The sequence below is a fragment of the Brevundimonas sp. genome, from assembly GCF_023259385.1.
Lineage (GTDB): Bacteria > Pseudomonadota > Alphaproteobacteria > Caulobacterales > Caulobacteraceae > Brevundimonas.
This window is the reverse complement of record NZ_JAHFPF010000020.1, coordinates 1-23077: the sequence shown is the minus strand read 5'-3', so window position 1 is coordinate 23077 and position 23077 is coordinate 1. Positions and strand designations below refer to the sequence as shown.

31 protein-coding genes, 1 tRNA gene and 2 pseudogenes are annotated in these 23077 nt (G+C 68.9%); 16 read left to right on the top strand and 18 right to left on the bottom strand.

Annotated elements, in window-relative coordinates; genetic code table 11:
* From Q0C81_RS02830 to Q0C81_RS02790, 9 genes and pseudogenes are all read right to left on the bottom strand, one after another.
* Positions 1 to 266, bottom strand: a pseudogene (locus Q0C81_RS02830) (CpaF family protein); the annotation flags it as partial.
* Positions 267 to 269: 3 nt separating this feature from the next.
* On the bottom strand, positions 270 to 1829 hold the full coding sequence (locus Q0C81_RS02825; RefSeq protein ID WP_291833213.1) for a CpaE family protein: 1560 nt from the start codon (positions 1827 to 1829) through the stop codon (positions 270 to 272).
* Positions 1830 to 1835: 6 nt separating this feature from the next.
* Complete coding sequence (locus Q0C81_RS02820) at positions 1836 to 2495, bottom strand: CpaD family pilus assembly protein (protein ID WP_291833216.1); 660 nt, start codon at positions 2493 to 2495, stop codon at positions 1836 to 1838.
* 11 nt (positions 2496 to 2506) lie between these two features.
* Positions 2507 to 3901, bottom strand: coding sequence for a type II and III secretion system protein family protein (locus Q0C81_RS02815; protein WP_291833211.1), 1395 nt, complete (start codon positions 3899 to 3901; stop codon positions 2507 to 2509).
* A gap of 8 nt (positions 3902 to 3909) precedes the next feature.
* Positions 3910 to 4833: a Flp pilus assembly protein CpaB gene (gene cpaB, locus Q0C81_RS02810; protein WP_291833208.1), complete on the bottom strand. Its 924-nt coding sequence runs from the start codon at positions 4831 to 4833 to the stop codon at positions 3910 to 3912.
* 112 nt (positions 4834 to 4945) lie between these two features.
* Positions 4946 to 5458, bottom strand: coding sequence for a prepilin peptidase (locus Q0C81_RS02805; RefSeq protein ID WP_291833205.1), 513 nt, complete (start codon positions 5456 to 5458; stop codon positions 4946 to 4948).
* Positions 5459 to 5560: 102 nt separating this feature from the next.
* Positions 5561 to 5740, bottom strand: coding sequence for a Flp family type IVb pilin (locus Q0C81_RS02800; protein WP_291833203.1), 180 nt, complete (start codon positions 5738 to 5740; stop codon positions 5561 to 5563).
* Between the two features lie 235 nt (positions 5741 to 5975).
* Complete coding sequence (locus tag Q0C81_RS02795) at positions 5976 to 6155, bottom strand: Flp family type IVb pilin (RefSeq protein ID WP_291833198.1); 180 nt, start codon at positions 6153 to 6155, stop codon at positions 5976 to 5978.
* Positions 6156 to 6383: 228 nt separating this feature from the next.
* Positions 6384 to 6563, bottom strand: a complete 180-nt coding sequence (locus tag Q0C81_RS02790) for a Flp family type IVb pilin (RefSeq protein WP_291833195.1) — start codon at positions 6561 to 6563, stop codon at positions 6384 to 6386.
* Positions 6564 to 6854: 291 nt separating this feature from the next.
* On the opposite strand from Q0C81_RS02790, the gene Q0C81_RS02785 reads away from it, so the two are divergent.
* The 3 genes from Q0C81_RS02785 to Q0C81_RS02775 are packed head-to-tail and all read left to right on the top strand — an operon-like array spanning position 6855 to position 8359.
* Positions 6855 to 7274: a pilus assembly protein N-terminal domain-containing protein gene (locus Q0C81_RS02785; RefSeq protein WP_291833192.1), complete on the top strand. Its 420-nt coding sequence runs from the start codon at positions 6855 to 6857 to the stop codon at positions 7272 to 7274.
* Positions 7275 to 7280: 6 nt separating this feature from the next.
* Positions 7281 to 7829, top strand: coding sequence for a TadE/TadG family type IV pilus assembly protein (locus Q0C81_RS02780; protein WP_291833190.1), 549 nt, complete (start codon positions 7281 to 7283; stop codon positions 7827 to 7829).
* A complete protein-coding gene (locus Q0C81_RS02775) occupies positions 7826 to 8359 on the top strand; it encodes a TadE/TadG family type IV pilus assembly protein (RefSeq protein ID WP_291833187.1) in 534 nt (177 codons plus the stop codon). The genes Q0C81_RS02780 and Q0C81_RS02775 overlap by 4 nt, the downstream gene beginning before the upstream one ends.
* Here the strand turns inward: Q0C81_RS02775 and Q0C81_RS02770 are convergent.
* The 5 genes from Q0C81_RS02770 to Q0C81_RS02750 are packed head-to-tail and all read right to left on the bottom strand — an operon-like array spanning position 8356 to position 11960.
* On the bottom strand, positions 8356 to 9639 hold the full coding sequence (locus Q0C81_RS02770; RefSeq protein ID WP_291833184.1) for an anthranilate synthase component I family protein: 1284 nt from the start codon (positions 9637 to 9639) through the stop codon (positions 8356 to 8358). The genes Q0C81_RS02775 and Q0C81_RS02770 overlap by 4 nt on opposite strands.
* Positions 9636 to 10415: a tyrosine-protein phosphatase gene (locus Q0C81_RS02765; RefSeq protein ID WP_291833181.1), complete on the bottom strand. Its 780-nt coding sequence runs from the start codon at positions 10413 to 10415 to the stop codon at positions 9636 to 9638. Before Q0C81_RS02765 ends, Q0C81_RS02770 begins: the two co-directional genes overlap by 4 nt.
* 31 nt (positions 10416 to 10446) lie before the next feature.
* Entirely contained in the window at positions 10447 to 10749 is a 303-nt protein-coding gene (locus Q0C81_RS02760; RefSeq protein ID WP_291833178.1) for a transcriptional regulator, read from the bottom strand.
* Positions 10750 to 10752: 3 nt separating this feature from the next.
* Entirely contained in the window at positions 10753 to 11376 is a 624-nt protein-coding gene (locus Q0C81_RS02755) for a hypothetical protein (protein ID WP_291833175.1), read from the bottom strand.
* Between the two features lie 14 nt (positions 11377 to 11390).
* Positions 11391 to 11960, bottom strand: a complete 570-nt coding sequence (locus Q0C81_RS02750) for a hypothetical protein (RefSeq protein WP_291833173.1) — start codon at positions 11958 to 11960, stop codon at positions 11391 to 11393.
* Positions 11961 to 12081: 121 nt separating this feature from the next.
* Between Q0C81_RS02750 and Q0C81_RS02745 the strand changes: the two genes are divergently transcribed.
* The gene (locus Q0C81_RS02745) at positions 12082 to 12825 is read left to right on the top strand and encodes a methyltransferase domain-containing protein (RefSeq protein ID WP_291833171.1); all 744 of its coding nucleotides are present in this window, start codon (positions 12082 to 12084) and stop codon (positions 12823 to 12825) included.
* Here the strand turns inward: Q0C81_RS02745 and Q0C81_RS02740 are convergent.
* Positions 12822 to 13199 carry a Rieske (2Fe-2S) protein gene (locus tag Q0C81_RS02740; RefSeq protein WP_291833169.1) on the bottom strand — a complete coding sequence of 126 codons (378 nt, stop codon included), beginning with the start codon at positions 13197 to 13199 and terminating at the stop codon, positions 12822 to 12824. The genes Q0C81_RS02745 and Q0C81_RS02740 overlap by 4 nt on opposite strands.
* Entirely contained in the window at positions 13199 to 14197 is a 999-nt protein-coding gene (locus Q0C81_RS02735; RefSeq protein ID WP_291833166.1) for an NAD(P)H-dependent glycerol-3-phosphate dehydrogenase, read from the bottom strand. Before Q0C81_RS02735 ends, Q0C81_RS02740 begins: the two co-directional genes overlap by 1 nt.
* A 153-nt stretch (positions 14198 to 14350) precedes the next feature.
* Between Q0C81_RS02735 and Q0C81_RS02730 the strand changes: the two genes are divergently transcribed.
* Positions 14351 to 14740 carry a hypothetical protein gene (locus Q0C81_RS02730; protein ID WP_291833164.1) on the top strand — a complete coding sequence of 130 codons (390 nt, stop codon included), beginning with the start codon at positions 14351 to 14353 and terminating at the stop codon, positions 14738 to 14740.
* Here the strand turns inward: Q0C81_RS02730 and tsaD are convergent.
* Positions 14737 to 15867: a tRNA (adenosine(37)-N6)-threonylcarbamoyltransferase complex transferase subunit TsaD gene (gene tsaD, locus Q0C81_RS02725; RefSeq protein WP_291833162.1), complete on the bottom strand. Its 1131-nt coding sequence runs from the start codon at positions 15865 to 15867 to the stop codon at positions 14737 to 14739. The two genes, Q0C81_RS02730 and tsaD, sit on opposite strands and share 4 nt — an antisense overlap.
* A gap of 47 nt (positions 15868 to 15914) precedes the next feature.
* Between tsaD and hemC the strand changes: the two genes are divergently transcribed.
* From hemC to Q0C81_RS02705, 4 genes are all read left to right on the top strand, one after another.
* Positions 15915 to 16859: a hydroxymethylbilane synthase gene (hemC, locus tag Q0C81_RS02720; protein WP_291833160.1), complete on the top strand. Its 945-nt coding sequence runs from the start codon at positions 15915 to 15917 to the stop codon at positions 16857 to 16859.
* Between the two features lie 20 nt (positions 16860 to 16879).
* Entirely contained in the window at positions 16880 to 17539 is a 660-nt protein-coding gene (locus Q0C81_RS02715; RefSeq protein ID WP_291833156.1) for a uroporphyrinogen-III synthase, read from the top strand.
* Between the two features lie 45 nt (positions 17540 to 17584).
* Positions 17585 to 17660 (top strand) — tRNA-Thr (locus tag Q0C81_RS02710).
* A gap of 491 nt (positions 17661 to 18151) precedes the next feature.
* A complete protein-coding gene (locus tag Q0C81_RS02705) occupies positions 18152 to 19312 on the top strand; it encodes a serine hydrolase (protein ID WP_291833153.1) in 1161 nt (386 codons plus the stop codon).
* Between the two features lie 144 nt (positions 19313 to 19456).
* Here Q0C81_RS02705 and Q0C81_RS02700 read toward each other — a convergent pair whose 3' ends face one another.
* Entirely contained in the window at positions 19457 to 19765 is a 309-nt protein-coding gene (locus Q0C81_RS02700) for a hypothetical protein (RefSeq protein ID WP_291833150.1), read from the bottom strand.
* A gap of 60 nt (positions 19766 to 19825) precedes the next feature.
* Between Q0C81_RS02700 and Q0C81_RS02695 the strand changes: the two genes are divergently transcribed.
* From Q0C81_RS02695 to Q0C81_RS02670, 7 genes and pseudogenes are all read left to right on the top strand, one after another.
* Positions 19826 to 20317 carry a GNAT family N-acetyltransferase gene (locus Q0C81_RS02695; protein WP_291833147.1) on the top strand — a complete coding sequence of 164 codons (492 nt, stop codon included), beginning with the start codon at positions 19826 to 19828 and terminating at the stop codon, positions 20315 to 20317.
* A 99-nt stretch (positions 20318 to 20416) separates the two neighbouring features.
* Positions 20417 to 20953 carry a phage tail protein gene (locus Q0C81_RS02690; protein WP_291833144.1) on the top strand — a complete coding sequence of 179 codons (537 nt, stop codon included), beginning with the start codon at positions 20417 to 20419 and terminating at the stop codon, positions 20951 to 20953.
* A gap of 103 nt (positions 20954 to 21056) precedes the next feature.
* Positions 21057 to 21209: pseudogene (locus Q0C81_RS18275) on the top strand (helix-turn-helix transcriptional regulator); the annotation flags it as partial.
* A 109-nt stretch (positions 21210 to 21318) separates the two neighbouring features.
* Positions 21319 to 21579, top strand: a complete 261-nt coding sequence (locus Q0C81_RS02685; protein WP_291833141.1) for a hypothetical protein — start codon at positions 21319 to 21321, stop codon at positions 21577 to 21579.
* An 8-nt stretch (positions 21580 to 21587) separates the two neighbouring features.
* Positions 21588 to 21713, top strand: a complete 126-nt coding sequence (locus tag Q0C81_RS02680; RefSeq protein ID WP_291833138.1) for a hypothetical protein — start codon at positions 21588 to 21590, stop codon at positions 21711 to 21713.
* A gap of 31 nt (positions 21714 to 21744) precedes the next feature.
* The gene (locus tag Q0C81_RS02675; RefSeq protein WP_291833134.1) at positions 21745 to 22209 is read left to right on the top strand and encodes a hypothetical protein; all 465 of its coding nucleotides are present in this window, start codon (positions 21745 to 21747) and stop codon (positions 22207 to 22209) included.
* A gap of 52 nt (positions 22210 to 22261) precedes the next feature.
* Positions 22262 to 23077: methionine adenosyltransferase domain-containing protein (locus tag Q0C81_RS02670; RefSeq protein ID WP_291833132.1), on the top strand; the 816-nt coding region annotated here is incomplete at its 3' end.

Genomic DNA, 23077 nt, shown 5'->3' with positions numbered 1-23077 from the left:
GCCGCGGGCTTGGGCCGCGAGGCCAGGGCGTCGAGGCGGTCGGCGGCTTCCGACGGAGGCCGGACCGCGGGCGCCGGGCGCGGCGCCTCCATGACATCCACACCGGCGTCCGGGCCGCCGAAGGCGAAGGCCTGGGTCTGGACGCCCTGCTGGGGTTGGAAACCGGGTTCGGGCGAGGCTTGCACAGGCGCGGGCTGCACCGCGGCGGCCGGACGCATCGCCGCCGGGGCGGGCGTTCCGGGCTGACCTGTACGCTTGCCGAACACGCTCTAGGACTTCTTCTTGAACAGGCCGGAGAACATCGACTTGCCGCCCGCGCCCTTGGCCGCCTTGGGGCCGGTCAGCAGCGGGATTTCCCGCCGCGAGACGATCTGGGCCAGGGTCTGGAAGGCCTCGGCGGCCTTGGACTTGGCCCCGGCGTCGAGGATCATCTGGCCGTTGTTGGCCGCCGCGCCGAAGGTCTTGGCGTCGAAGGGAATGATCAGGCTGGGGTGGATGCCCAGGGCGTTGCCGAATTCCTTGGCCGGAATCTCGGGGCGGCCCGGAACGCCGACCTGGTTGAGGACCAGACGCGGCGGGGCGTCGTTGGGACGGCCCTGCTTGATCAGGTCGATCATGTTCTTGGCGTTGCGCAGCGAGGCCAGGTCCGGCGTCGCCACCACCACCACCTCATCGGCGCTGATCAGGGTGCGGCGCATCCACGACGACCAGACGTGCGGCAGGTCCAGCACCACGAAGGGCGCGGTCGAACGGATCTGGGTGGTGACCTCCTCGAAGGCGTCCGGGCTGATGTCCCAGTCGGCGTCGAGGGTGGCGGGCGCTGCGAACAGGCTCAGCTTGTCGGTGCAGCGGACCATCATCCGGTCCAGCAGGACGGGGTCCAGCCGGTCGGGTTGGGTAAGGGCGTCGGCGACGCCGTTCAGCGGGTCCTGGTTGAAGTCCAGGCCGGCGGTGCCGAAGGGCAGGTCGTAATCGACGATGACCGTATTGGCGCCGATCCGCTCGGACATGGCGTAGGCGGTGTTGTGGGCCACCGAGCTGGAGCCCGCTCCGCCGCGCGCGCCGACGAAGGCGATCGAACGGCCGACGAAGGGCTGGGCCGGATCGGCGAACAGACCGCCGATGGCCGCGATCAGCTGTAGCGGTTGCAGCGGGGCGACCAGATACTCGCTGACGCCGCGGCGCATCAGCTCGCGGAACAGCAGGATGTCGTTGGTGGCGCCGACGACGATGACCTTGGTGCCGGCGTCGCAGACCTCGGCCAGCTGGTCGACTTCCCACAGCAGGGTCTGCGGGTCCTTCAGGCACTCGACCACGATCAGCGGCGGGGTCGGCTCATGCTGATAGGCCTCGACGGCGGCGGCGACGCCTCCAACCCGGATCTGGGTCGTGGCGCGCGACAGGCGGCGGTCCTGGCCGGCGCGTTCGGCGGCGGCCAGGGTGTCCTGCCGCTCGGCGAAGACGTGGATGGCGATGCGCGGGACCGAAACCTCGGCGGTGTGGCCGGCGCTGACCGGAGGCGAGAAGGCGGCCTGGGCCCCGGCGACCAGTTCGCCGACGGGGTTGAAGTCGCCGCCGGTCAGGACCGGTTCCGGCAGGGGCGGACGCGGCGCCTGGGGCTGGGGCGACTGGACGGCGGGCGGCGTGAACTGCAGCGGCGGGCGGCGCCCGGCCTCATCGTCCATGATCATCGGCTCGGCGGGGAAGGCGCCGGCTTCCGGCTCGACCGCCGGCGCACCCGAAGCCCCCTGGGCGACGTAGCCCATGTCGAGGTCGAACTCGTCGTCCTCGAAGTCGTTGAAAGCGTTGGGGGCGAAGGCGTTGCTCATTGGGGTTTATTCCACGGCCTGGGCGATCGCGCCCTCGACCAGGGTTTCCTGCGGCGCCGAAGCCATTTCGCCCTTGCGGTACTTGTCGAACACGATGGCGGCGCGGCCCGGATCGGTCGGGGTCATGGCGCGGGCGCCCAGGATGTCGCGCGGATCGGCGATCTGGGCGGCGATGTTGGCGTTGATGGCGCAGCCCAGCCCGATCGACGACGCGTTCGAGAAGCGGCCGCCCATGTTGCGCGGCTCGGCGGCGCAGTTCGGGATCACCGCACGAACGGTCTCGAAACCGGCCAGAACGGGCGCCCGGGGATCCGGCGCGTCGTAGCCGAGAACCTCGATGTTCTGGCCCGGGACACCCGCGGCCTCGAGCGCCGAGCGGACGGCCCAGGCCTGGCGCGACGCGACGGGGTCGTCGCCGGACGGAGCCTGCACCCGCACGCGGCCCATGCCGGTCGCGGCGTAGCGGGCCGCCAGGTCGTTCAGGGCGCCCATCTGGGTCGGCGACAGGCCCTCCTCGTGCACCGCCAGGGCGATGCGGTCGAGGCCGGGCTCGACGCGCAGCGAATAGCGCGACAGCGGATTCATCGGCGTCGTATCGACGCCGCCGGTCGAGGCGCAGCCGGCCAGCAGGGCGGCGGCCGACAGGGACAGGAACAGGGAGCGCATCACGGAGACCCTCATTCGATCACATAGCCGACCGGACCGGACCAGCCGGCTCCGGCGGCGACCACGGCCCCGCCACGGGGCGCATAGTGCTGGTCCAACTGGCCGAACAGCAGGGTCTGGGCGTCGTTGGCGACCTGGAGGCCGTCAGCGGGCGTCTGCATGGTCCCGGCGCCGGTCGGCGAGACGATGTAGGCCTCGATGATGATGACCAGCTCGGTCTCGCCGGAGATGTAGTCGCGCGACCGGAACAGGGCGCCCAGCACCGGCAGATCGCCGAGCGCCGGCAGGGAGTCGATGTTCTGGCGGGTGTCCTCGCGCAGCAGGCCGGCGATCATCAGCGACCCGCCCGAGGGCAGTTCGACCGTGTTCGACGCCCGGCGCACGTTCAGGCCCGGAATGACCAGGGTGCGATCCGCACCGGCCCCCAGGGTGAAGGCGCCGACCTGGGTCAGCTCGGAGACTTCGGTCGACAGCTGAAGCGAGATGCGGCCCGCCGACAGGACGATGGGGCGCACGGCCAGACGCACGCCGTACGGCTTGAACTGGACGGTGATCTTGGTTGAGCTCTCGGTGGTTTCCTGGCCCACCGGGACCGGGAATTCACCACCGGCCAGAAATTCGGCGGCCTCGCCGTTGGCGGTGGTGATGTTCGGCTCGGCCAGGATGCGCACCAGGCCGGCGCGTTCGAAGGCGCGCAGGGCGGTGTTCACGCTGGAGCCGTCGCCGGCGCCGTCCTGGTAGCGGATGATGCCGCCGCCCAGCTGGTTGCCGTTGACCGCGAAGGTCGCGCCCTGGGTCAGCGACAGACCGTTGCCGACACTGGCCAGAACGGCCGTCGCGTCAAAGCCCAGCTGCTTGATGGCGGTGCGCTGGACCTCGACGATCCGGGCACGGACCATCACTTGGTCGGAACCGGCGATGGTCATCATGTTGATGACCTTCTCGGGCGCGGACACGAAGGCGCGGGCCACCTGGCTGGCGCGGTCCGCCTCGCCGGGGCTGTAGACGGTGCCGGTCAGAATGACGCTGTCGTTGACCGCCTCGGCGTGGACGTTGGCGTTCGGCATGACCCGGTTCAGCGTGTCCTGAAGGGCCGAGGTCCCCGCATCGACGCGAACGCGCAGCGACAGGATGGTGCGGCCGGCGCTGTCCAGCACCACCGCGTCGGTCTCGCCCGGCTGCAGGCCGATGATGGTGATGCGGCGCGGCGAGTGCAGCATGGCCTCGGCGACCAGGGGGTTGGGCACGATCACGTCGACCGCCATGGACGACCCGCGCGGCAGGCTGATCAGCTGCGACTGCGACCCCATGGCGACGGCGGCCCGGCTCTGGGCCCAGGCCGACGGGGTCGGCGCGGTGGCGACGACCGTGAGACCCGCGAGGGCGATGGCGGCAAGATGCTTCATCGGGCGTTTCATTGGACCACCACAACTTCAGGAGCGCCGCCGCGGTAGACGCGCACCGCGGCGGACTGCCGGGTCGGAGCGGCGACGCGGCCGGATGGGCCGGCGGTGTCGGCATAGGAGCGCAGGACCAGGCTCAGCTCGCCTTCCGACTTGGCGAGGGCCAGGGCCTCGGCGTCGCGGGGGCCGACCTCGAGCGTCGCGGTGGCGCCGATCACGGCCTGTTCGTCATCCCCGGCGCGGGTCGACTGGTCGATGGCCAGGACCTTGATGTTCTGCATCACGGTGGCCGAAGTGAATTTCGCGCGGTCGCCCTCGGCCGCGCCGGCGTTCGCCAGATTGGTCTCGCGGGTCAGGACCACGTCGACGCGGTCGCCCGGAAGGATGAAGCCGCCGGCGGCGGTCTCGACCGTCACCCGGATGGCCATGGCGCGCATGCCGGGCTCCAGATAGGCGGCCATGTAGCCGCTGTCGCCCGCACGGACGATCTTGCGCATGACGATGGGCTCGCCCGCCAGAATGGGTTCGCGAACGACAGAGCCGATGTAGTCAGCCTTGGCGCCGCCGGTGGCCAGGTTGGTCGCGGCGCGGGTCACCGAGGCGACCGCGCCCGCGGGCTTGTCGTCCTCGGCCGGCTGGGCCGGGGCGGCGGTGGCCGCCGCGGGGATCGGCACCGTGCCGTCGGTGATGAAGACCGGATTGACCTCGTCGACCGGCCAGTCCTTCCATTCCATGTCGCCCTCGGCCAGGCGCTGGCCGGGCTGGAGGTCCTTGGCGGCGACCAGGACCTTGGCCATCGGCCGGGACTCGACGGGCGCGGCGGTGGCGACGGCGGCAGGCTGCCCCGAGGGCGAGCCCATGGCGCGAACCACCAGCGCCAGGCCGATGGCGGCCACGGCGGCGATGCAGATCACGATGATACGGGCAGGCTTCATCGACGGTCTCCGGCGGGCCTTCCCGGACGCGTGAATCGGTCCTTCGGCCCCCTACCGTTAACGACCATGCCGGGTGCGGGTTAACGCGGACCTAAGTCGCCCCCAGGCCGGCTTAACCCGCGCTGAAAAGCGCCATCAGGGTCGAGGCCGGATAGGCGAGAAGGGCTCCCGCGGCGATGGCGACGCCATACGGAATGTCGCCCTTGGGCTCCATCAGGCTGACAACCCAGCCGGGTGCGCCGGCCAGATAGGGGCGCGAGTGGAAGCGGGCGAACAGCAGGGCCAGGCAGAACAGACCACCCATCACCCCGGTCCACAGCAGGAACATGCCCGATCCCTCCAGACCCAGCCACAGGCAGGCCGCGGCCATCAGTTTGGCGTCGCCGCCGCCGATCCAGCGCAGGGCGAACATGCCGGCGCCGACCAGCAGGGCGGCGAAAGCCACGCCGATGTGGATCGCCAGGGTTGTCAGCGGCAGGCCGACGGCCAAGGCCGCCGGAAAGAAGAAGACGATCAGCAGCAGCGAGATCCAATTCGGGATCCGCATGGTGGTCAGGTCCTTCAGACCCGCCACGATGACGAGCGCGGGCATGACGCTGAGAAGGATCAGGGAGACGATATCCATGTCCCGTCTTGTGCCACCGACGCGGTTAAGACCGCGTTTCCCAAACGAAAGGGCCGGAGCGTTCCCGCTCCGGCCCCCCGTCTTGCATTCCCGAAGCGCGGGTTAGGCGCCGGCGGTGCCGCCCATGCCGGTCACGACATCGTTGAACTTGGTCTTGATGGTCGTGCCCAGGGCGGTCACGGCCGAAATGATCACAACAGCGATGAGGGCGGCGATCAGGCCGTACTCGATCGCGGTAGCGCCCGACTCGTCGGACATGAACTTCGAAACGAACTTGGTCATCGGATTTTCCCTTTTCCCGCTTGGGATCGACTGTTGAGGCAGTCGGGGAAAGCCGGTCGCCCGCCTTGCCCCCTGAACGAGGGAAAGACTGTACGGCTCAGGTTAAGCTTGAGCATACAAAAGTGTTTACTGTGTCGTTTACCGTACACAGCAATCAACGGACCTTTGAACAAGCAAAAGGGCCGGGGCGTTTCCACCCCGGCCCCTCGCCGGTTTCAAGACGTTGCGTCGGGCCTTAGGCGCCGGCGGTTCCGCCCATGCCGGTCACGACCGAGTTGAACTTGGTCTTGATGGTCGTGCCCAGGGCGGTCACGGCCGAGATGATCACGACGGCGATCAGGGCGGCGATCAGGCCATACTCGATGGCGGTGGCGCCCGACTCGTCGGACATGAATTTCGAAACGAACTTGGTCATCGGATTTCCCTTCCCCTGCGGGGTCGACTGGTTGCAGCCGGGGAAGCCGGTTTCCCGTCCGCCCCCTTGTACTGAGAATATGATGTACGAGCCGCATTAAGCCTGCGCGTACGAACATGTTTACTGACGCGTTTACCTGAATGAGCGGCCCGAAGCCTTTGCGACAGCAGAAGGGCCGGGGCGTTTCCGCCCCGGCCCTTCGCCGGTTTCAAGACGTTGCGTCGGGCCTTAGGCGCCGGCGGTTCCGCCCATGCCGGTCACGACGGCGTTGAACTTGGTCTTGATGGTCGTGCCCAGGGCGGTCACGGCCGAAATGATCACGACGGCGATCAGGGCGGCGATCAGGCCATACTCGATGGCGGTGGCGCCCGACTCGTCGGACATGAACTTCGAAACGAACTTGGTCATGGCTTGGATCCTTTTGGATAGAGGTGTTGCGAGCTAACTGACGAGGGGGGAGCCGGCAGCCCGCTTGACCCCCAAAACGCAGGATGGTTATCGCCCATATCGGTTAAGGCCCGGTCTTCGCTCTTGGTTACTGTCGGATTTACTCTAAAAAACTCCGACGACGTTTGCTGAAGATGGACGGGGCGGGCGTTTCAGCGCCTCTACGGGCGTCATTTCAGACTTTCTTGAGGATTGCCGACGCACTGTCCGGCTCACGCTCACGCGCGCGCCCGTTCATTGGAAGACGTCGCCATGATCCACCCGATCCGCCTCGCCGCTGTCGTCGCCGCCGCCGCCGTCCTGGCCGCGCCGGCGATCGTCGCGGCCCAGTCCGCCAGCCTGAATGTCGAGATCGATCAGGCGCGGCGGGTGCAACTGCGCGGCGCGGCCGGCTCGGTCATCGTCGGCAACCCCCAGATCGCCGACGTGACCGTGGTCGATTCCAACACCCTCTATATTACGGGCAAGGGATACGGCGTGACCGAGGTCATCGCCGTCGATCCGATCGGCCGCACCGTCTTCCAGAGCCAGGTGGTCGTCACCTCGGGCGACGGCGGCGGCCGGGTGCGCGTGTGGCGCGGCGGTCAGGCCACGGAAATGGCCTGCGCCAGTTCGTGCTCGCCCTCGGTGCGCGGGACCTCGGGTTCCACCGCCGAAGCTCCGACGCCTTAAGGCCCGGTGGCGGAGATCATATCTTCCGGAACGGAGCCGGCCCGCCGTTCACGGCGTGGACCGTCGCGCGCCCGCGAAGGCTCGGCGGCGGTCGAGTTCGCCATGGTCGCCCTCCCCTTCTGCCTGATGATGTTCGCCATCCTCGAACTGGGCCTGGTGTTCGTCACCGACTCCGTGCTGGAGAACGCCACCATCGAACAGGGCCGCCTGATCCGCACCGGCCAGGCCAAGGATTCGGGCATGACCGCCGCCGTGTTCAAGTCGGGCGTCTGTGCGCGGATGAGCATCTTCGCCGCCGACTGCCCCGACCGGCTGACCGTGGACGTGCGGGTCATTCCCCAGTTCAACACCACGCCGCCGGATCCCATGGCCGGCGGGACCTTCAGCGAATCCGGCCTGACCTATGCGAACGGCCAGCCCGGCGACCTGGTGCTGGTGCGCTCCTGGTACAAGGTGCCCCTGCTGACCACCTTCATGGCCCAGGGCCTGTCGCGGCTGAAGGACGGCACCGTGCGGATGACCGCGACCACCGCCTTCCGGAACGAACCCGCATGACCCGGTCCCTGTTCAGACGACTGGCCGGCGACGACCGGGGCATTTCGGCGGTGGAGTTCGCCCTGCTGGCGCCCGTGCTGATCGCCTTCTATCTGGGCCTGTCCGAATTCTGTCAGGGCTACATGGCCCAGAAGCGGATGGGCCACGTCTCCGCCGCGGTCGCCGACCTGATCGCGCAGGAAGAGACCGTCACCAAGGCCAATGTGACCGACATCTTCAAGATCGGCTCCCTGATCATGAAGCCGTTCTCGACGACGGCGCTGAAGCAGCGCGTCACCAGCGTCACGCGGACCGGAAACCTGGTGAAGGTCGACTGGAGTCGGGGCGACGGCATGACCGCGCTGCTCAAGGGCGACCAGGTGACCATTCCTTCGGACCTGCTGACCGACGGTCAGAGCCTGATCATCTCCGAGGCGACCTACGACTATGACTCGCCCGCCGATTATCTGATGCCGAACATCACCAAATTCTCGCACACCTACTATCTGCGGCCGCGCGTCAGCGACAAGACGCTCTGCTCGGACTGCTAGTCGCCCGTCAGAGCCTCGCGCAGGGCGCGGATCTTGGCTTCGGTCTCGGCCAGTTCGGCGGCGGGATCGCTGTCGGCGACGATGCCCGCCCCGGCCAGGGTGCGGAACCGCCACTTTCCCGACATCCGCTCGAACGCCGCGGTGCGGATCAGCACCGAGGCCGTCATCCGTCCGTCCGCGATGTGGAACAGACTGCCGCACCAGGGACCACGCGGCGGTTCGTGGCCCGCGATGACCTTCATGGCCTGATGCTTGGGCGCGCCGGTGATGGAGCCGGGCGGGAAGGTCGCCTCCAGCAGGTCGGCGGGCCCGACACCCGGTCGCGCCCGCGCCGTCACCGTCGAGACGAGGTGATGCACCGTGGCCAGCCGTTCGACCTCGAACAGCCTTTCCACCGCGACCGAGCCGGGCACGGCCGCCCGGGCCAGGTCGTTACGCATCAGATCGACGATCATCAGGTTCTCGGCCCGATCCTTGGCGCTGGCCTGCAGGTCGTCGGCGAGAGCGGCGTCGCGGGCGGGGTCCGGATCACGTGGACGGGTGCCCTTGATCGGCCGGGTCTCGATGCGGTCGCCGTCCAGCGTCAGGAACAGTTCCGGCGAGTTGGAGACGATCGCCCGATCGCCCAGCCGCCAGAAGGCGCCGTAGGCCGAGGCGCGGTCGGCCAGCCGCAACAGCACGTCGAACGGATCGGCGTCGGAATGCAGCGCGCCGGTCCAGGCCCGGGCGATATTGGCCTGGAACAGGTCCCCCGCGGCGATACGGGCGACGACGGCGGCGACCGCGGCCTCATAGGCGGTGGACGGGGCCTCGGGGTTCAGACGGGCGGCGGGCGGCGGCGGGGTGACCGGCTCGGCGGCGGCGGCGAACCAGCCCTGGGCGACCCCGGCGGCGGCCCTGGCGGCCTCGACGTCCGCGCCACGCCCGACGGCGAGGACCGTGCGGTCCCGATGATCGAAGACCAGCATCGACGGATAGCGGGCCAGCATCAGGTCGGGCCAGATCGAGGGGCGGGGCCCGGTCGCCGGCCGGGCCCCGGCGTCATAGGCCAGCAAGCCGACCGCGCCGTCGGCGAAGTCCGGATCACGCAGACGGTCCAGCCCGGTTTCGACCGGTTCGATCACCACCCGGTCCGGATCGGCGGCGACGAAGGACCAACGCCCCAACGGCCCGCCGTCGGACAGCAGGGCCAGCGCCCCATCGCGATGGCGCAGTCCGGCGGCGGCGGCGAGGGGCTCGCGCCACGGCAGGGGTCGCCGCTCGACGGCCCGGAAGGTCACGCCGACAGCCGCTCGCCGATACGGTCGCGCAGGGCCGAATCCACGCCCAGCGCCTGTTCCAGATAGGCGTCGAGCGAACCGTGCCGGTCTTCGATCCCGGCGAAGGCGGTCTCCAGATAGACCGGCTCGACGCCGAGGAAGGCGATGACGGCGTCATGGGCGGGAGCCCGGCCCGTCACCTTCTCCAGCTGGCGCGCCACCTTGGGGGCCATGCCTTCCAGATCCACGGCGGTGTTGGTCAGCATGTAGTCGGCGATCAGGTCGTCGTGATGGACGCCGAGCAGATGGTGGGTCAGGGCCGCCAGCGTGCCGGTGCGATCCTTGCCCGCCGCGCAGTGGATCAGGACCGCGCCGTCACCCTCGCCGAGCGCCCTGAAATAGCGGGCGAACAGGTCCAGGTGGGCGGGCTCGTACGGCAGGGTGCGGTAGACGCCGGTCATGAAGGTCCGGCCCGCATCAATCGTCAGGTCCGAGGTCTTCAGGAAGGTGATGTGCGGGGCCTCGCCGTCGGGACCGAGATCGCTGTCCAGCACCTGACCGGTCCAGCCGGCCGGCCGCTTCGAGGGCTGGTCCCGGCGCTCGCCGGGGCGGCGTAGATCGACGATCGTGCCGATGCCGAGACCGCCCAGCCGCTCCAGGTCCGCGTCCGAGACCCGCGCCTGATGGGCCGAGCGGAACAGGCGGCCGGTGGCGATCCGGCGGCCCGCGGCGGTGTCGTAGTCGCCATAGTCCCGGAAATTGTCGAGGGCGTCGAAGCGGTGGATGCGGTCCGTCATCCGTCCCGTCTAGCCCCTGACACGGGTCGCGTCACGCCTTCCCGACAAGGCCCTGCATGGTGTCGAGATAGGCCACGAAGGCCTTGCGTCCGGCGGGCGTCATCGAGGCTTCGGTCAGGGGCTTGCGCCCCTCGAACCGTTTGTTGACCGCGACGAAGCCGGCGTCCTCAAGCTTTCGCAGGTGGACGGACAGATTGCCGTCCGTCGTCTGCAGCCGGGTCTTCAGGGTGTTGAAGTCGGCACTGTCGACCCCGGCCAACACCGCCATGATGCCCAGCCGGACCCGTCCATGGATGACGTCGTCGATCCGGTTGATGTCGAACTCGTCAGCCATGGATCAGGCCGACTTCGACTGGCGCATCAGCAGGAAGCCCGGCAGGGCCATCAGCAGGAACAGGGCGGCGGCGTAGGCGAGATAGATCGCGGCCGAACCGGCGAAGAGGCCCATCAGCGGGGCGGACAGGAAGGAGCCGACCGCCAGCACCAGCAGCGGGCGGGACTTCAGCATGGCGGCCGTGACGGCCCAGCCCATGCCGTAGAAGACCATGACGATCGACGGCACCAGCCAGAAGATCATCCCGTTCTGATCCGCCCCCAGGCGGACGCTGACCATGGTCATGGAGGCGAAGAGGGCGAAGATGCCCCAGCCGACCGCCGACCAGACCGTGCCGATGGCGCGCTGGGCGCCGGTGCGGACGCCCCCGGCCCGGTGCAGACGGATGCTGATGGTGAAGCAGACCACGAGGAAGACGCCGGTGGCGATAAGCCACTCGATCCCGGCGGCGGCGTACTGCGGCAGGATCAGCCCGGTCATATGGGCCCAGTGAACCAGGCTGGTGACGCCGTAGATCAGGCCGGCGGCCAGCAGGATCGAGGCCCCGCGCATCGGGCCGGTCCCGTTCTCCTCAGCCAGCTGGCGCAGCCAGGCGATGTCGGCGGGGGCGTTGTCTGAGTCGGTCATGAGGGTCATTTCTTTCAGGCCTTGCGGCCGGACGCCAGCCAGGCGCCGGGGATGAGGACGAAGGCGAACAGAGCGACGGCGTAGACGAGATACTGCTGGGGCGTTCCCAGTACCGAGACCGCGCCGCCGACAGCGCAGACGGCGCCGAGCGCCGGGGCCATCATCCAGCCGCGGCGGCCGCGAACGGCGGCCGTGGTCCAGGCGACGGCGTAGAGGCCGATGCCGATGGGCGTCATCCAGAACATGGTGGTGAACTCCTGCCGGACGAAGGAGACGGCCAGCAGGATCAGGGCCGCGCCGATCATGGCGGCGATGCCGAAACGGGACCAGACGGCGGCCCGGCGCCCGTTGTCCCCGCCGATGCGGCGCAGGCGGGCCAGGGCGAACAGGAACACGCCCACCGTGATCGGCCAGCTCAGCGAAAGGACCGCGGGGTGAAGATGCAGCAGGCCGCTCTGGACGCCGTACTGGAACAGGTTGGCCAGGCCGAAGGCGGTCCCGGCGAGGGCCAGCACGCGCCCGGCGGCGACGGCGAGCGTCGGCGAAACCTGATCGGGGGACGGGGCGAGGACGGCGGCGGTCATGGGGAGGAAGTCCGGTTGCGATGAAGCCGGTGTAGATGACTAACTTTGAAATGTAAAGTACTTCGTTTGCGCCAGAAAGTGAGCGCTTGCCCGCCCCCCTTCTCCGCGACACAACGGCCTGATGAGCACCAGCTACAATCGCATCGCCTATGAGGCGCTGGAGGTCTGCAACGGCGTGACCATGGCGTCCGTCGAGGGCGCATTGGCTCGGGCCGGACTGTCGCCCGGCGCCTCGGCGGCCGACGTCGGGACCGGGAACGCCGGAGTGGCGATCCGAATGGCGCAGGCCTTCGGTCTGGACGTCACGGCGATCGAGTATGACCCGGTGATGGCCGGTCTGGCGCGGGAGCGGATCGCCGCCGCCGAGCTGGATGACCGGGTCCATCTGGCCGTCGGCGCGGCGGCGGATGTGCTGGCGAACCTGCCCCCGCTCGACCTGATCACCGCCCTGGGAACCACCAACGTCAACGGCGAAGGCCAGCCGACGCCCGAGGCCGGCTTCGCCTTCCTGAAGTCCCGGCTCAAGCCCGGCGGATGGCTGCTATGGGGCGATCTGGCGTGGATCGCCGAACCGCCTGCGCCGTTGCGCCAGATCGCGGAGGCAACCAATCAGTACACGGATGATGCAGGCTGGAAACACGCAGCCCAGGCGGCCGGGTTCGAGACAGTCTGGTCCGAAATCTCGCCGCAGGCCGTGTTCGACGCCTATGCGGCGGCGGCCGACACGGCGGCGCGAGACTGGCTGGCGGCCCATCCGGACGCGCCCGAGGCCGCGACCGTGCAGGCCGCCGCCGATCGGGTGAAGATGGTGCTGGAGTTCGGCCGGCCGTTTATCGGCTTCGGCCTGTACCTGCTGCGCGCCTAGGCCGTCCGGATGATCCCGTTCGTCGCCTGAACCGGCCACGGCGTCAGCCGCCCGCCCGCGCACGGACCGCCGGTGCATTCGCCGGTCAGGGGCTCGAACACCGCCCCGTGCCAGCCGCACAGGATCAGGGAGCCGTCCGGCGTCAGATAGCGATCCAGCTCGATCGCCAGCGGGAAACCCTGGTGGGGACAACGGTCGACATAGCCCGCGACCTGGCCGTCCTTGCGCACCACGAAGCCATGGAAAAAGGCCTCGCCGATCTGCAGCACAAAGGCGCGCGAGCCCGGGTCGGCGATGTCGGCCTCAGCGCAGAGGGCGACGTTGGCGGGCGTCGTCCAGACACGCTTGCGTTCGGCTTGGGAAGCGTCCGTCACTAGTCGCGCTCGACCTTGAGCGGACGGGACAGCAGGTTGTCGATGACCTCGTCCACCGTGGTCTCACCGTTCAGCAGGGCGGCGACGGCGAGTGAAATGGGCATGTCGACGCCCATCTTCGTCGCCAGTTCGCGCACGGCGGGTGCCGACTCATAGCCCTCGGCGACCGACCGCTTGCCGGCCATCGCCTGTTCCACGGTCTGGCCCTGCCCCAGGGCGAGGCCCAGGCTCATGTTGCGCGACTGCGGGCTGGAGCAGGTCAGGACCAGGTCCCCGAGGCCGCACAGGCCCGCGACCGTCTCGGCCTGCCCGCCCAGCGCCACGCCCAGGCGGGTCATCTCGGCGAAGCCCCTGGTGATGATGGCGGCGTGGGCGCTGCGGCCCAGCCCCTTGCCCTCGCTCATGCCGCAGGCGATGGCCAGCACGTTCTTGATCGCTCCGCCGACCTCGGCGCCGATCAGGTCGGTCGCCAGATAGGGGCGGAAGCCCGGGGCCGACAGGGTCAGCATCAGCTCCTCGCCAAGCGCCTCGTCGGCGCAGGCCAGGGTGACGGCGCTGGGCAGGCCGCGCGCGACCTCGCCCGCGAAGCTGGGGCCCGAAAGGACGGCGGCCGGCGCGGCGGGAATGGTCTCGGCCAGAACGTCGGTCATCAACTTCAGCGAGCCGCGCTCGATGCCCTTGGAGCAGAGCACGATCGGCACGCCGGGCCGATGGTGGGCGGCGAAGGCGGCCAGGGTCGAACGCATGTGCTGGGCGGGCGGCACGGCGAGAATGACGTCGCAGGACGACAGGTCGGCCAGTTCGGTCGTGACGGAGATATGGTCGTCCAGGGTCACGCCCGGCAGGAAGGCCTCGTTGATCCGGCGCTCGTGGATGCTCTCGACCACGTCCGGTTCGCGCGCCTGCAGCAACACGTCCAGCCCGGCCCAACCCGCGACCTGGGCCAGGGCGGTGCCCCAGGCGCCGGCGCCGATCACCCCTGCGGTGCGAAATTCCATAAAGCCCACCGTATGTATTCAACGCCCTCTATGGGACGAGAGGTCTCCAATTGCCAAGCCGCGACCGCGTTCCGGATGGCCAAAGCTTCATTTGCCCGGTCCCCCGCGCCCTGCCAGATCTGGCGAATGGACAGGCGGGCGCAAGGGATCAGGATGCGGAAACGTCATGCAACGGGACTGGGCGCCATGGCCGCCTGCGTCATGGCCGTCCTTGCGCCGCCGGCTCTCAGCCAAAATGTGACCCTGACGCCGACCCCTGAAGGGGTCTCGGCCCGCTATCGGCTGACGGCGCCGACGGGGCGGTTCGAGTTCGCAGATCCCGGGGTCGCGCGGAGCGACCGGAGCCCGGAAAGCGAGGGGACCGAATTGGACGGCGCGGGCGTGACCCTCGCGACGCCCGGTGCCGGCTTCTCGATCCTGCTCCGCCCCGACAGCACCGAGGAAGGGCGCGGCTATATCGCCCTGACGCGGGTCGGCGCGGGCTATGTGCTCTACGCCCCGGCGCTGAAGGGCACCGAAGCTCCTACGCTGGCCCTGAACTAGGCCTTCGCGCCCTTGCGGCCCGGCTTGTGGGCCGGATCGGCGAGGGCCTTCTGTTCGTCCAGCGGCCAGCGCGGCCGGGCGGCGGTGTCGATGTCCGAGGTCAGCCCCTTCCGCAGCCGTTCCGCGCCGGCGAGGGCGATCATGGCCGCGTTGTCGGTGCAGTAGGCCATGGGCGGAGCGAGGAAGGCGAATCCGTTCTTCGCCGCCACCGCTTCGAGCGTGGACCGGATCGTGCTGTTGGCCGCCACCCCGCCCGCGACGACGAACAGGCGGTGTTCATGCAGGTCCGCATAGTCCTTCAGCGCCCGGTCCGAGCGCTCGGCGAGCTGGCGGGCGATGGCGGTCTGGACGGCGTCGGCGAGGTCGGCCTTGTCCTGGTCGGTCTCGCAGGTCGCGGCCAGGCGCGAGGCGGCGGTCTTCAGGCCCGAGAAGGAGAAATCGCAGTCCTTGCGGCCCAGCAGGGCGCGCGGCAGATCGAAGCGGGCGCCGTCGCCGCTCTCGGCCAATTTCTCCAGCGCCGGACCACCGGGGTAGCCGAGCCCCAGCGCTTTCGCGATCTTGTCGAAGGCCTCGCCCGCCGCATCGTCGATGGTCGTGCCCAGCCGGGTCATGTCGCCGACGCCGCGCACCTCCAGCAGCTGGCAGTGGCCGCCCGAGACCAGCAGCAGCAGGAAGGGATAGGCCACCGGTTCGCCCAGCCGGGCGGAGACGGCATGACCCTCCAGATGGTTGACCGCGATCAGCGGCAGGTCGCGGGCCAGGGCCACGGCCTTGCCGTAGCTCAGGCCCACCATGACTCCGCCGACCAGGCCCGGCCCGGCCGTGGCGGCGACGCCGTTCAGCTGGCCGTAGTCCAGCCCGGCCTCGGCCATCGCGCGACGCGCGACGCCGTCGATCATCTCGACATGGCTGCGCGCCGCGATCTCGGGCACGACGCCGCCGAAGGCCGCATGGTCGTCGATCTGGCTGTGCACGATCGACGACAGGACCGTGGCCGCGCCGTCCCCGGTCAGCCGCACCACCGAGGCCGCGGTCTCGTCGCAGCTGGTCTCCAGACCCAGCACCACCAGGTCAGCGTCGGGCGCTTCGGTTGCCCGGCCCTTTTCGCTGCTATAGTCGGCGGCCATCATCATGGGGTCGAGGTAGCGACCCCGCCGGACCCGCGCAACGCCTCATGACCTTTCCCATCCGCATCGGCACCCGGCGATCCAAGCTGGCGCTCACCCAGTCGGGCATGATGCAGCGCGCCATAGGCCGGGCCATGGGGGTGGCCGACGCCGATCTGGCCGAGGCCGTGCCGCTGGTCGAGATCCTCACCACCGGCGACCGGGTGCAGGACCGCCGCCTGCTGGAGATCGGCGGCAAGGCGCTGTTCACCAAGGAGATCGAGGAGGCCCTGCTGGAGGGCCGGGTCGATGTGGCCGTCCATTCCATGAAGGACGTGCCCGCCGAACAGCCGCGCGGCCTGTGCATCGCCGCCGTCCCTGAACGCGAGGACCCGCGCGACGCCTTCGTCAGCGACTTCGCGAGCTTCGACAGCCTTCCCGTGGGCGCCCGGCTGGGCACGGCCTCGCTGCGGCGTCAGGCGCAGGCGCTGGCGCTGCGGCCGGACCTGAAGATCGAAATGCTGCGCGGCAATGTCGACACCCGGCTGCGCAAGCTGGCGGAAGGCGAGTTCGAAGCCATTCTGCTGGCCGTGTCGGGGCTGAACCGGCTGGGCTTCGAGGACGTGATCCGCGAGCGGCTGTCGCTGGACGCCTTTCTGCCCGCGCCGGGCCAGGGCGCGCTGGCGCTGCAGACGCGCGAGGGCGAAAGCGCAGCCTGGGTGGCCGCCCTCAACCACCCCATGACCGCCCTGGCCGTGGCCGCCGAACGCGGGGCGATGACGGCGCTGGAAGGGTCGTGCCGCACGGCGATCGGCGCCCATGCCGAGATCGGGGAAGGCCATCTGCGCCTGACCACCGAAATGCTGGCTCCGGACGGCTCGGTCCGCTGGCGGCGGTCGGGTGAGATCGGCGACGTCCACGCCGCCGATGCGCAGGACCAGGCCCGTGCGCTGGGCCTGCGGCTGGGGGCCGAGGTCCACGCCGCCGGCGGCGACCAGAGGATCGAGACCTGACCGGCCTCCGCCGCATCTGGGTGACCCGCACCGAGCCGGGCGCATCCCGGACGGCGGCGCGGTTGGCCGCCCGCGGCTTCGCCCCCCTGATCGCGCCGGTTCTGGCCGTCCGCCCCATCATCCAGCCGGCCCCCGACCTGAGCGGAATCACAGCCCTGGCCTTCACCAGCCCGAACGGCGTGGCCGTGTTCGCCGACCTGACCCCCGACCGATCCCTGCCCGTGTTCGCCGTGGGCGATGTCACCGCCGAGCGGGCGCGGCAGGCGGGGTTCACGACCGTGACCTCGGCCTCGGGGGCCCTGGCGGACCTGGCCTGGCTGATCGCGAGTGAAGCAACCGGACGGGTGCTGGTGCCGGGCGCTCGCGAGCCGGCCGGGGATCTGGACGCCCTGCTGAACCGCGCGGTCGAGACCGTGATCCTGCCGGTCTATGAGGCGACGGAGACCCGTGCCAAGGCGCCGGCGGATTTCGAAGCGGTGCTGGCCCACTCCCCTCGCGCGGCCAAGGCGGTGGCCCGGGCCCTGGGCCGTGACGGCGGCGCGGGACGGCTGGCGGTGGCCATTTCGGCGGCCGCGGCGGCCCCTCTGGCGGCGGCCGGTTTCGCCGAAATCCGCACCGCGGGCGAACCGACCGACGCCGCCGTGCTGCTGGCGCTTGGCAATCCGGCGGCCCGCGTATAAAGAGCGCCTCTCGCGCGGTTCGGAAACGCCCCGAACCGGTCGCAGGCCGCTTTAGCTCAGCTGGTAGAGCATCGCATTCGTAATGCGGGGGTCAGGTGTTCGAGTCACCTAAGCGGCACCACCTTTCCTGAGCAGTGCAAGCTTTGAAGCCGGGCCGGGATGGGCCGGAAGGCGCTTCAGCTTGGGAGTTGCGTGGGCGCCCAGTGGGAGGCCGTTCAGGCCGCGCTGAGCGCGTTGCGGCCGTGAAGGCTGTGACCCCGGACATCCAGCTCAAGGGAAACGCAGCGGCGACCGCCGCTGACGTATTTGCCGGCGGCGGGCCGGAGTCGACCTGCGTGGCGCTGCCGCCCCCAAACCTGACAGCCGCCTTGAGGCGACAGTTCACCGGGACGCACTGCTGTTCGCCGATCAAGGCGCACCATTGACCGAGCCGGGATGGACGGCCGTGCGGCGACCGGGTCAACCGACGCCATGACCCGTCCATCTCTCAGTCAACGCGCCGTTGCGCCCAACGCAGCGCCTGTTCTTCCCGCCTTGGTGATCGCAAAGGCGCGTCGATCATCCGATCCACGATCGCAGCCGACACCCCCTAAGCTCCGGATAGCCAGAACAATGCTGAACAGAATTTCCGCCGCAATCGGCCTGATCGCGGTCATGGGCGGTCTTGCCGATAGCGCAAACGCCCAAACAACGCAGAGCGCGGAAGCGGACAACACGGCCGCCGCGATTGAACGCCTGGTCCAAAGCGAGATGGCGTCTCGCGGTATTCCGGGGCTCCAGCTGGCGATCGTGAAAAACGGCGAAATCGTCTTCACGGGCGCTTACGGCCAGTCCGACTTCGAGACCGCGACGCCTGTGACGGACCGCACTGTTTTCGGCATCAACTCGATCAGCAAGGCCTTCACCGGCGTGGCGGCCATGCAGCTCGTCGAGGCCGGAAAACTCGATCTCGATGCATCGGTGACGCAATATCTCGAAGGGCTTCCGTCCTCGTGGAATGAGATCACTGTCCGCCAGATCCTCACGCACACGTCCGGCCTGCCCGAGATCATTGACGACAATACCCGACTGATCGACGGCGCCGAGCCCGATGCCGCCTGGGCAAGGGTGCAGGAACTGCCCCTGCGATATGCGCCCGGAACGCAGTATGCCTACAACCAGACCGGCTATGCCCTGATGGGCAAGATCATCGAAAGGCTCTCGGGCGAGCCCTTCGTCGACTTCGTTCGCGAGGGGCAGTTCAACGCGGCGGGCATGGAGCAGGCCCGCTTTGGACACACCGCCGATACCGTGCCTGAGCTCGCCTCGCTCTATACCTATTTGACGCTGCAGATAACGGACATGAGAACCGTCGGCGTCGAGCGCAGCGAGACCCCGATGGCGCGCCAGGAGACGTGGCCCGCCTACATGCATCCCACCGCAGGCGTTCAGGCCACGGCCACAGATCTGGCCGCATGGGTTATCGCGCTGCAGAAGGGGCGTCTCGTCAGCGAAAGGGGCCTCGAACAGCTCTGGACCCCGCAGCAGCTGCCGGACGGAAGCTATCGCGGCTTCAACCGGACCATCAATGGCTATGGACTGGGCTGGCCGGTCATCCGCCGCGCGGAACATCCCGCGATCACGCCCACGGGCGGCGATCGCGCGGCGATCTTCATCTACCCCGAGGATGACCTTACGGTGATCGTTCTGACGAACCTCTTGGGAGCTGGGCCCCAGAGATTTGCTGACAAGATCGCTTCGCAATACATCCCCGGCCTCGCCGTCGAAAACTGACCATGGCGTCTCGTCGCGAGGGCGGCCGGATGGACGGTTCAGGCCAGAAGCCTTGTGCATGCTGGCCTGTACCGCCCCAGCAGAGTCGAATGCGCAATGCGGGGGTCAGGTGTTCGGGTCACCCAGGCGGCGCTTCCCCAGGGTTCAGTTGAAGACTGCGTGGTACAGCCGGCGCGGCCCGGGGGCGGTCTGCGTCGGGATCAGGTGAACCTCGACGGCCTCGGCGTCATCGCCCGGGCGCATCAGATACTGACCCTCGACCAGCAGGGTGTCCCAGGGCGTGCTGAAGATCAGAATGAAGGGATCGCGGCCGCCGGGCATGCCGCCCTTCAGGTCGTCCACGGCGTCGAGCTTTATCTTGACCGGCGCGGGCTGGGTGTCGACCAGCCAGTCCCGGCCGACGAAGGCCCTGAACAGGGGGGCGGTCAAAATAACGAGGGACGAGGGGATCATCTGGAGCTCCGGCTGCGACGCACATGGTGCATGTTCGCGCGAGGTCTGCAATCTAGAGGGATGGCATCGTCCGAAAACTCTCCACTGGTTGAGCTGCGTCCGGAAACGGCCGCCGACGCGGACGTCGTCGATGGATGGGTGCGCGCGCATCTGATCGCAGCCCTGGGCGGCTTCGATCCCGGCCCGCTGATCGACATGCAGGTCCGGTCCCGCGACGCCATGCTGGCGCAGCGGTTTCCGGATCTGGAACGGCGCGTGGCCTGGGTCGGAGAAGTCCGCGCCGGCAGCCTGCTGACCGGTCCGCTGGACGGCGCCCTGCATGTGGTCGAGATCATCACCGCCCCGGACTGGCGCCGGCGCGGGGTCGGCGCGGCGGTTCTGGCCTCCGTTGCGGAGGAGGCGCAGGCCAAGGGACGGGATGTCACGGCGCTGATTTTCGCCTCGAACACGGCCTCCCTGGCCCTGTTCGCCGCCGCGGGTTTCGACGTCGATCTCCCGCCGGCGGCGGCACAAGCGACCGCCCGACTGAGAACCAATATCAACGTTCGATAGCGTCTGGCCGCCTTTGAAAGCCTATGCCATGGTTGTGCCCGCAAGGGGTTTCGCGTTGCGCGAACCCGATAAAGGGAGGGCGATTCTATGGAAGCTTTTATGGGGACGATCCTGGCGTTCGGCTTCAATTTCGCACCGCGCGGATGGGCGCTGTGCAACGGCCAGACGATCGCGATTTCGCAGAATTCGGCGTTGTTCGCCCTGTTGGGCACCAATTACGGCGGTAACGGCCAGACGACGTTCCAACTGCCGAACCTGCAGAGCCGCCTGCCGATCGGCATGGGCCAGGGCATCGGCCTGTCGCCCTATACCATCGGTCAGGTCAGCGGCACGGAATCGACGAGCATCACCATCAACAACATGCCGTCCCACAACCACGCGATCTCGGTGAACAACACCGCCGCGACCGTGAACCTGCCGACCGCCGGCGTGTCCATCGCCGACGCCAACGGTTCGGATCCGAGCAACGGCGACGCGGTGACGGTGAACATCTACGCACCGGCCGCCCCCAATGTGGCGCTGCATCCGCAGACCTGCGGCATGAACGGCGGCAATCAGCCGATCTCGATCCTGCAGCCGACGCTGGCGATCAACTATTCGATCGCCCTGGAAGGCATCTTCCCCAGCCGGAACTGACACGCGGCCCGGTTGAACGGCGACAGACCGGCCTCCTGTGCGAGCGCCGGTCTGGACGCCCCGTTCGGATCATCCTAGCAAGATCGCAGTATCGGAGCGATCTATGTCGGCAGATCTCAGCCCGCGTCAGGAACAGTGCCTCAGACTGACGGCCTTTCTGACCGACAAGGAAATCGCCGTTCGGCTGAATCTTTCGGAAGCCACGGTCAAGAAACACGTGCACGAGGCCTGCCGCCGCATGGGGGTCAACCGGCGCAAGGCGGCCTTGGCGCTTCTGGAACGAAACGTACCAGAGGCTACGAAAGACTCCATTGGCGTTCCGGATTCCGCCCCCTCTTCTGTCTTCCACGTCAGGGAGGCAGACAATGGTTTCTCAAACACAACCCCTACCCCAGTGGACCTGGGAGGATCTGGAAGCCGCGCTGGAGGGCTTCAGCTCGCTCGGGAAGAACGACCCGGTGCGCGCGCATCTGATGCGTGGGCTGGCCGCGGACGCGGAACGCTCGAACCCGCGGGAGCTCTTGCAGCAGGTGTTGAGCGCGGGCTGGGTGATGGCCCAGGTGGGCGCGCAGAACCCCGGCTCGGGTACCGGCCCCCGCCCCGCAACTGGGGCGTCCGCGTCCTGATCATCGTCGTGATGCTGGTCCTGGCGGCGGTGATGATGCGGGCGATCGCCGACAGCGTCGTCGCCTACCAGCGTCAGGTCCTGACCATCGACGAAACCGTCATGCAAGGCGCCGCCCGCGCCCCGGCCCCCTAAGGCCGGCGCGGGCTCCGCCGCTGGAGGAGCCATGGCGCCCTTTCAACTCTTCTACCTGCTGCTCAGCCTGGGCGTCTTCGCCTGGGCGTGGATGCGTGGAGGGCATACCGAGCGGACCGGCGTGGCCGTGTTCGTGTTCGCCTTCCTGGCCAGCTTCATGTTCCAGACCCTCACCCTCAAGGATTTCCGCCTCGGCGAGGCGCTCGTCGACCTGGCCCTGTTCGCGGCCCTGGTCTGGCTGGCGCTGCGCCGGGACCGCTGGTGGACGCTGGCCGCGTCCGCCTTCGCCGGCCTGACCATGATCGCCCATGGCCTGATGTTCCTGACGCCCGATCTGCAGGAGCAGCACATCCGCATGGATGTGGCGTCCCGCTGGGGCATCGGCGTCCTGCTGGTCCTGTGCCTCGCCGGCGGCGTGGTCGAACGCTGGATGGCGGGGGAGCGGCCGGTGAGCACCGAGGCCCGTTGGCGCCGCCCCCAACGCAGCGCGACTTGAACATATAAACATAGCTTTATATGTTTGGCGGGTCGCCCCCTAGGAGCCTGCCTTGTCCCGTTCATCCTTCCTGTTCACCTCGGAAAGCGTTTCCGAGGGCCACCCGGACAAGGTCGCCGACCGCATTTCCGATTCCGTGGTGGACCTGTTCCTGTCGAAGGATCCGGAAGCGCGGGTGGCGTGCGAGACCCTGACCACCACCAATCTGGTCGTGCTGGCCGGGGAAATCCGCGGCCGGGGCATCATGGGCGTGGACGGCCAATGGGCCCCGGGGATCGAGCAGGAGATCGAGGCCGTGGTGCGCGCCGCCGTGCGCGACATCGGCTATGAGCAGGACCAGTTCCACTGGAACACCTTCGAGTTCCAGAACCACCTGCACGGCCAGTCGGCCGACATCGCCGTGGGCGTGGACGCCGCCGGCAACAAGGACGAAGGCGCGGGCGACCAGGGCATCATGTTCGGCTACGCCTCGAACGAGACGCCCGAGTTGATGCCGGCCACCCTCCAGTACAGCCACAACATCCTCAAGCGCCTGGCCGAGGTCCGCCACGCGGGCGGGACGCTCCTGGAACCTGATGCGAAGTCGCAGGTCACCATCCAGTACGAGAACGGCAAGCCCCTGCGCGCGGCCTCGATCGTGCTGTCGACCCAGCATGCGGTCGGCCGGGCCGCCGAGGTGACCGCCTTCGTCAAGCCGCTGATCCTCGAGGTGCTGCCCGAAGGCTTCACCGACGAGAACACCGTCTGGCACATCAACCCGACCGGCATCTTCGAGATCGGCGGGCCGGACGGCGACACCGGCCTGACCGGCCGCAAGATCATCGTCGACACCTACGGCGGCGCGGCCCCGCACGGCGGCGGCGCCTTC

Excerpts from the sequence above, each read along its gene's own strand:
- Q0C81_RS02690 (WP_291833144.1), top strand. The coding sequence starts at position 20,417 with ATGGGGACGATCCTGGCGTTCGGCTTCAATTTCGCACCGCGCGGATGG.
- Q0C81_RS02800 (WP_291833203.1), bottom strand. The coding sequence starts at position 5,740 with ATGACCAAGTTCGTTTCGAAGTTCATGTCCGACGAGTCGGGCGCTACC.
- Q0C81_RS02815 (WP_291833211.1), bottom strand. The coding sequence starts at position 3,901 with ATGAAGCATCTTGCCGCCATCGCCCTCGCGGGTCTCACGGTCGTCGCC.
- Q0C81_RS02785 (WP_291833192.1), top strand. The coding sequence starts at position 6,855 with ATGATCCACCCGATCCGCCTCGCCGCTGTCGTCGCCGCCGCCGCCGTC.
- Q0C81_RS02750 (WP_291833173.1), bottom strand. The coding sequence starts at position 11,960 with ATGACCGCCGCCGTCCTCGCCCCGTCCCCCGATCAGGTTTCGCCGACG.
- cpaB (WP_291833208.1), bottom strand. The coding sequence starts at position 4,833 with ATGAAGCCTGCCCGTATCATCGTGATCTGCATCGCCGCCGTGGCCGCC.
- Q0C81_RS02805 (WP_291833205.1), bottom strand. The coding sequence starts at position 5,458 with ATGGATATCGTCTCCCTGATCCTTCTCAGCGTCATGCCCGCGCTCGTC.
- Q0C81_RS02755 (WP_291833175.1), bottom strand. The coding sequence starts at position 11,376 with ATGACCGACTCAGACAACGCCCCCGCCGACATCGCCTGGCTGCGCCAG.
- Q0C81_RS02775 (WP_291833187.1), top strand. The coding sequence starts at position 7,826 with ATGACCCGGTCCCTGTTCAGACGACTGGCCGGCGACGACCGGGGCATT.
- Q0C81_RS02795 (WP_291833198.1), bottom strand. The coding sequence starts at position 6,155 with ATGACCAAGTTCGTTTCGAAATTCATGTCCGACGAGTCGGGCGCCACC.
- tsaD (WP_291833162.1), bottom strand. The coding sequence starts at position 15,867 with ATGGCCGCCGACTATAGCAGCGAAAAGGGCCGGGCAACCGAAGCGCCC.
- Q0C81_RS02705 (WP_291833153.1), top strand. The coding sequence starts at position 18,152 with ATGCTGAACAGAATTTCCGCCGCAATCGGCCTGATCGCGGTCATGGGC.
- Q0C81_RS02695 (WP_291833147.1), top strand. The coding sequence starts at position 19,826 with ATGGCATCGTCCGAAAACTCTCCACTGGTTGAGCTGCGTCCGGAAACG.
- Q0C81_RS02790 (WP_291833195.1), bottom strand. The coding sequence starts at position 6,563 with ATGACCAAGTTCGTTTCGAAGTTCATGTCCGACGAGTCGGGCGCCACC.
- Q0C81_RS02745 (WP_291833171.1), top strand. The coding sequence starts at position 12,082 with ATGAGCACCAGCTACAATCGCATCGCCTATGAGGCGCTGGAGGTCTGC.
- hemC (WP_291833160.1), top strand. The coding sequence starts at position 15,915 with ATGACCTTTCCCATCCGCATCGGCACCCGGCGATCCAAGCTGGCGCTC.
- Q0C81_RS02820 (WP_291833216.1), bottom strand. The coding sequence starts at position 2,495 with ATGCGCTCCCTGTTCCTGTCCCTGTCGGCCGCCGCCCTGCTGGCCGGC.
- Q0C81_RS02760 (WP_291833178.1), bottom strand. The coding sequence starts at position 10,749 with ATGGCTGACGAGTTCGACATCAACCGGATCGACGACGTCATCCATGGA.
- Q0C81_RS02825 (WP_291833213.1), bottom strand. The coding sequence starts at position 1,829 with ATGAGCAACGCCTTCGCCCCCAACGCTTTCAACGACTTCGAGGACGAC.
- Q0C81_RS02765 (WP_291833181.1), bottom strand. The coding sequence starts at position 10,415 with ATGACGGACCGCATCCACCGCTTCGACGCCCTCGACAATTTCCGGGAC.
- Q0C81_RS02735 (WP_291833166.1), bottom strand. The coding sequence starts at position 14,197 with ATGGAATTTCGCACCGCAGGGGTGATCGGCGCCGGCGCCTGGGGCACC.
- Q0C81_RS02685 (WP_291833141.1), top strand. The coding sequence starts at position 21,319 with ATGGTTTCTCAAACACAACCCCTACCCCAGTGGACCTGGGAGGATCTG.
- Q0C81_RS02730 (WP_291833164.1), top strand. The coding sequence starts at position 14,351 with ATGCGGAAACGTCATGCAACGGGACTGGGCGCCATGGCCGCCTGCGTC.
- Q0C81_RS02675 (WP_291833134.1), top strand. The coding sequence starts at position 21,745 with ATGGCGCCCTTTCAACTCTTCTACCTGCTGCTCAGCCTGGGCGTCTTC.
- Q0C81_RS02700 (WP_291833150.1), bottom strand. The coding sequence starts at position 19,765 with ATGATCCCCTCGTCCCTCGTTATTTTGACCGCCCCCCTGTTCAGGGCC.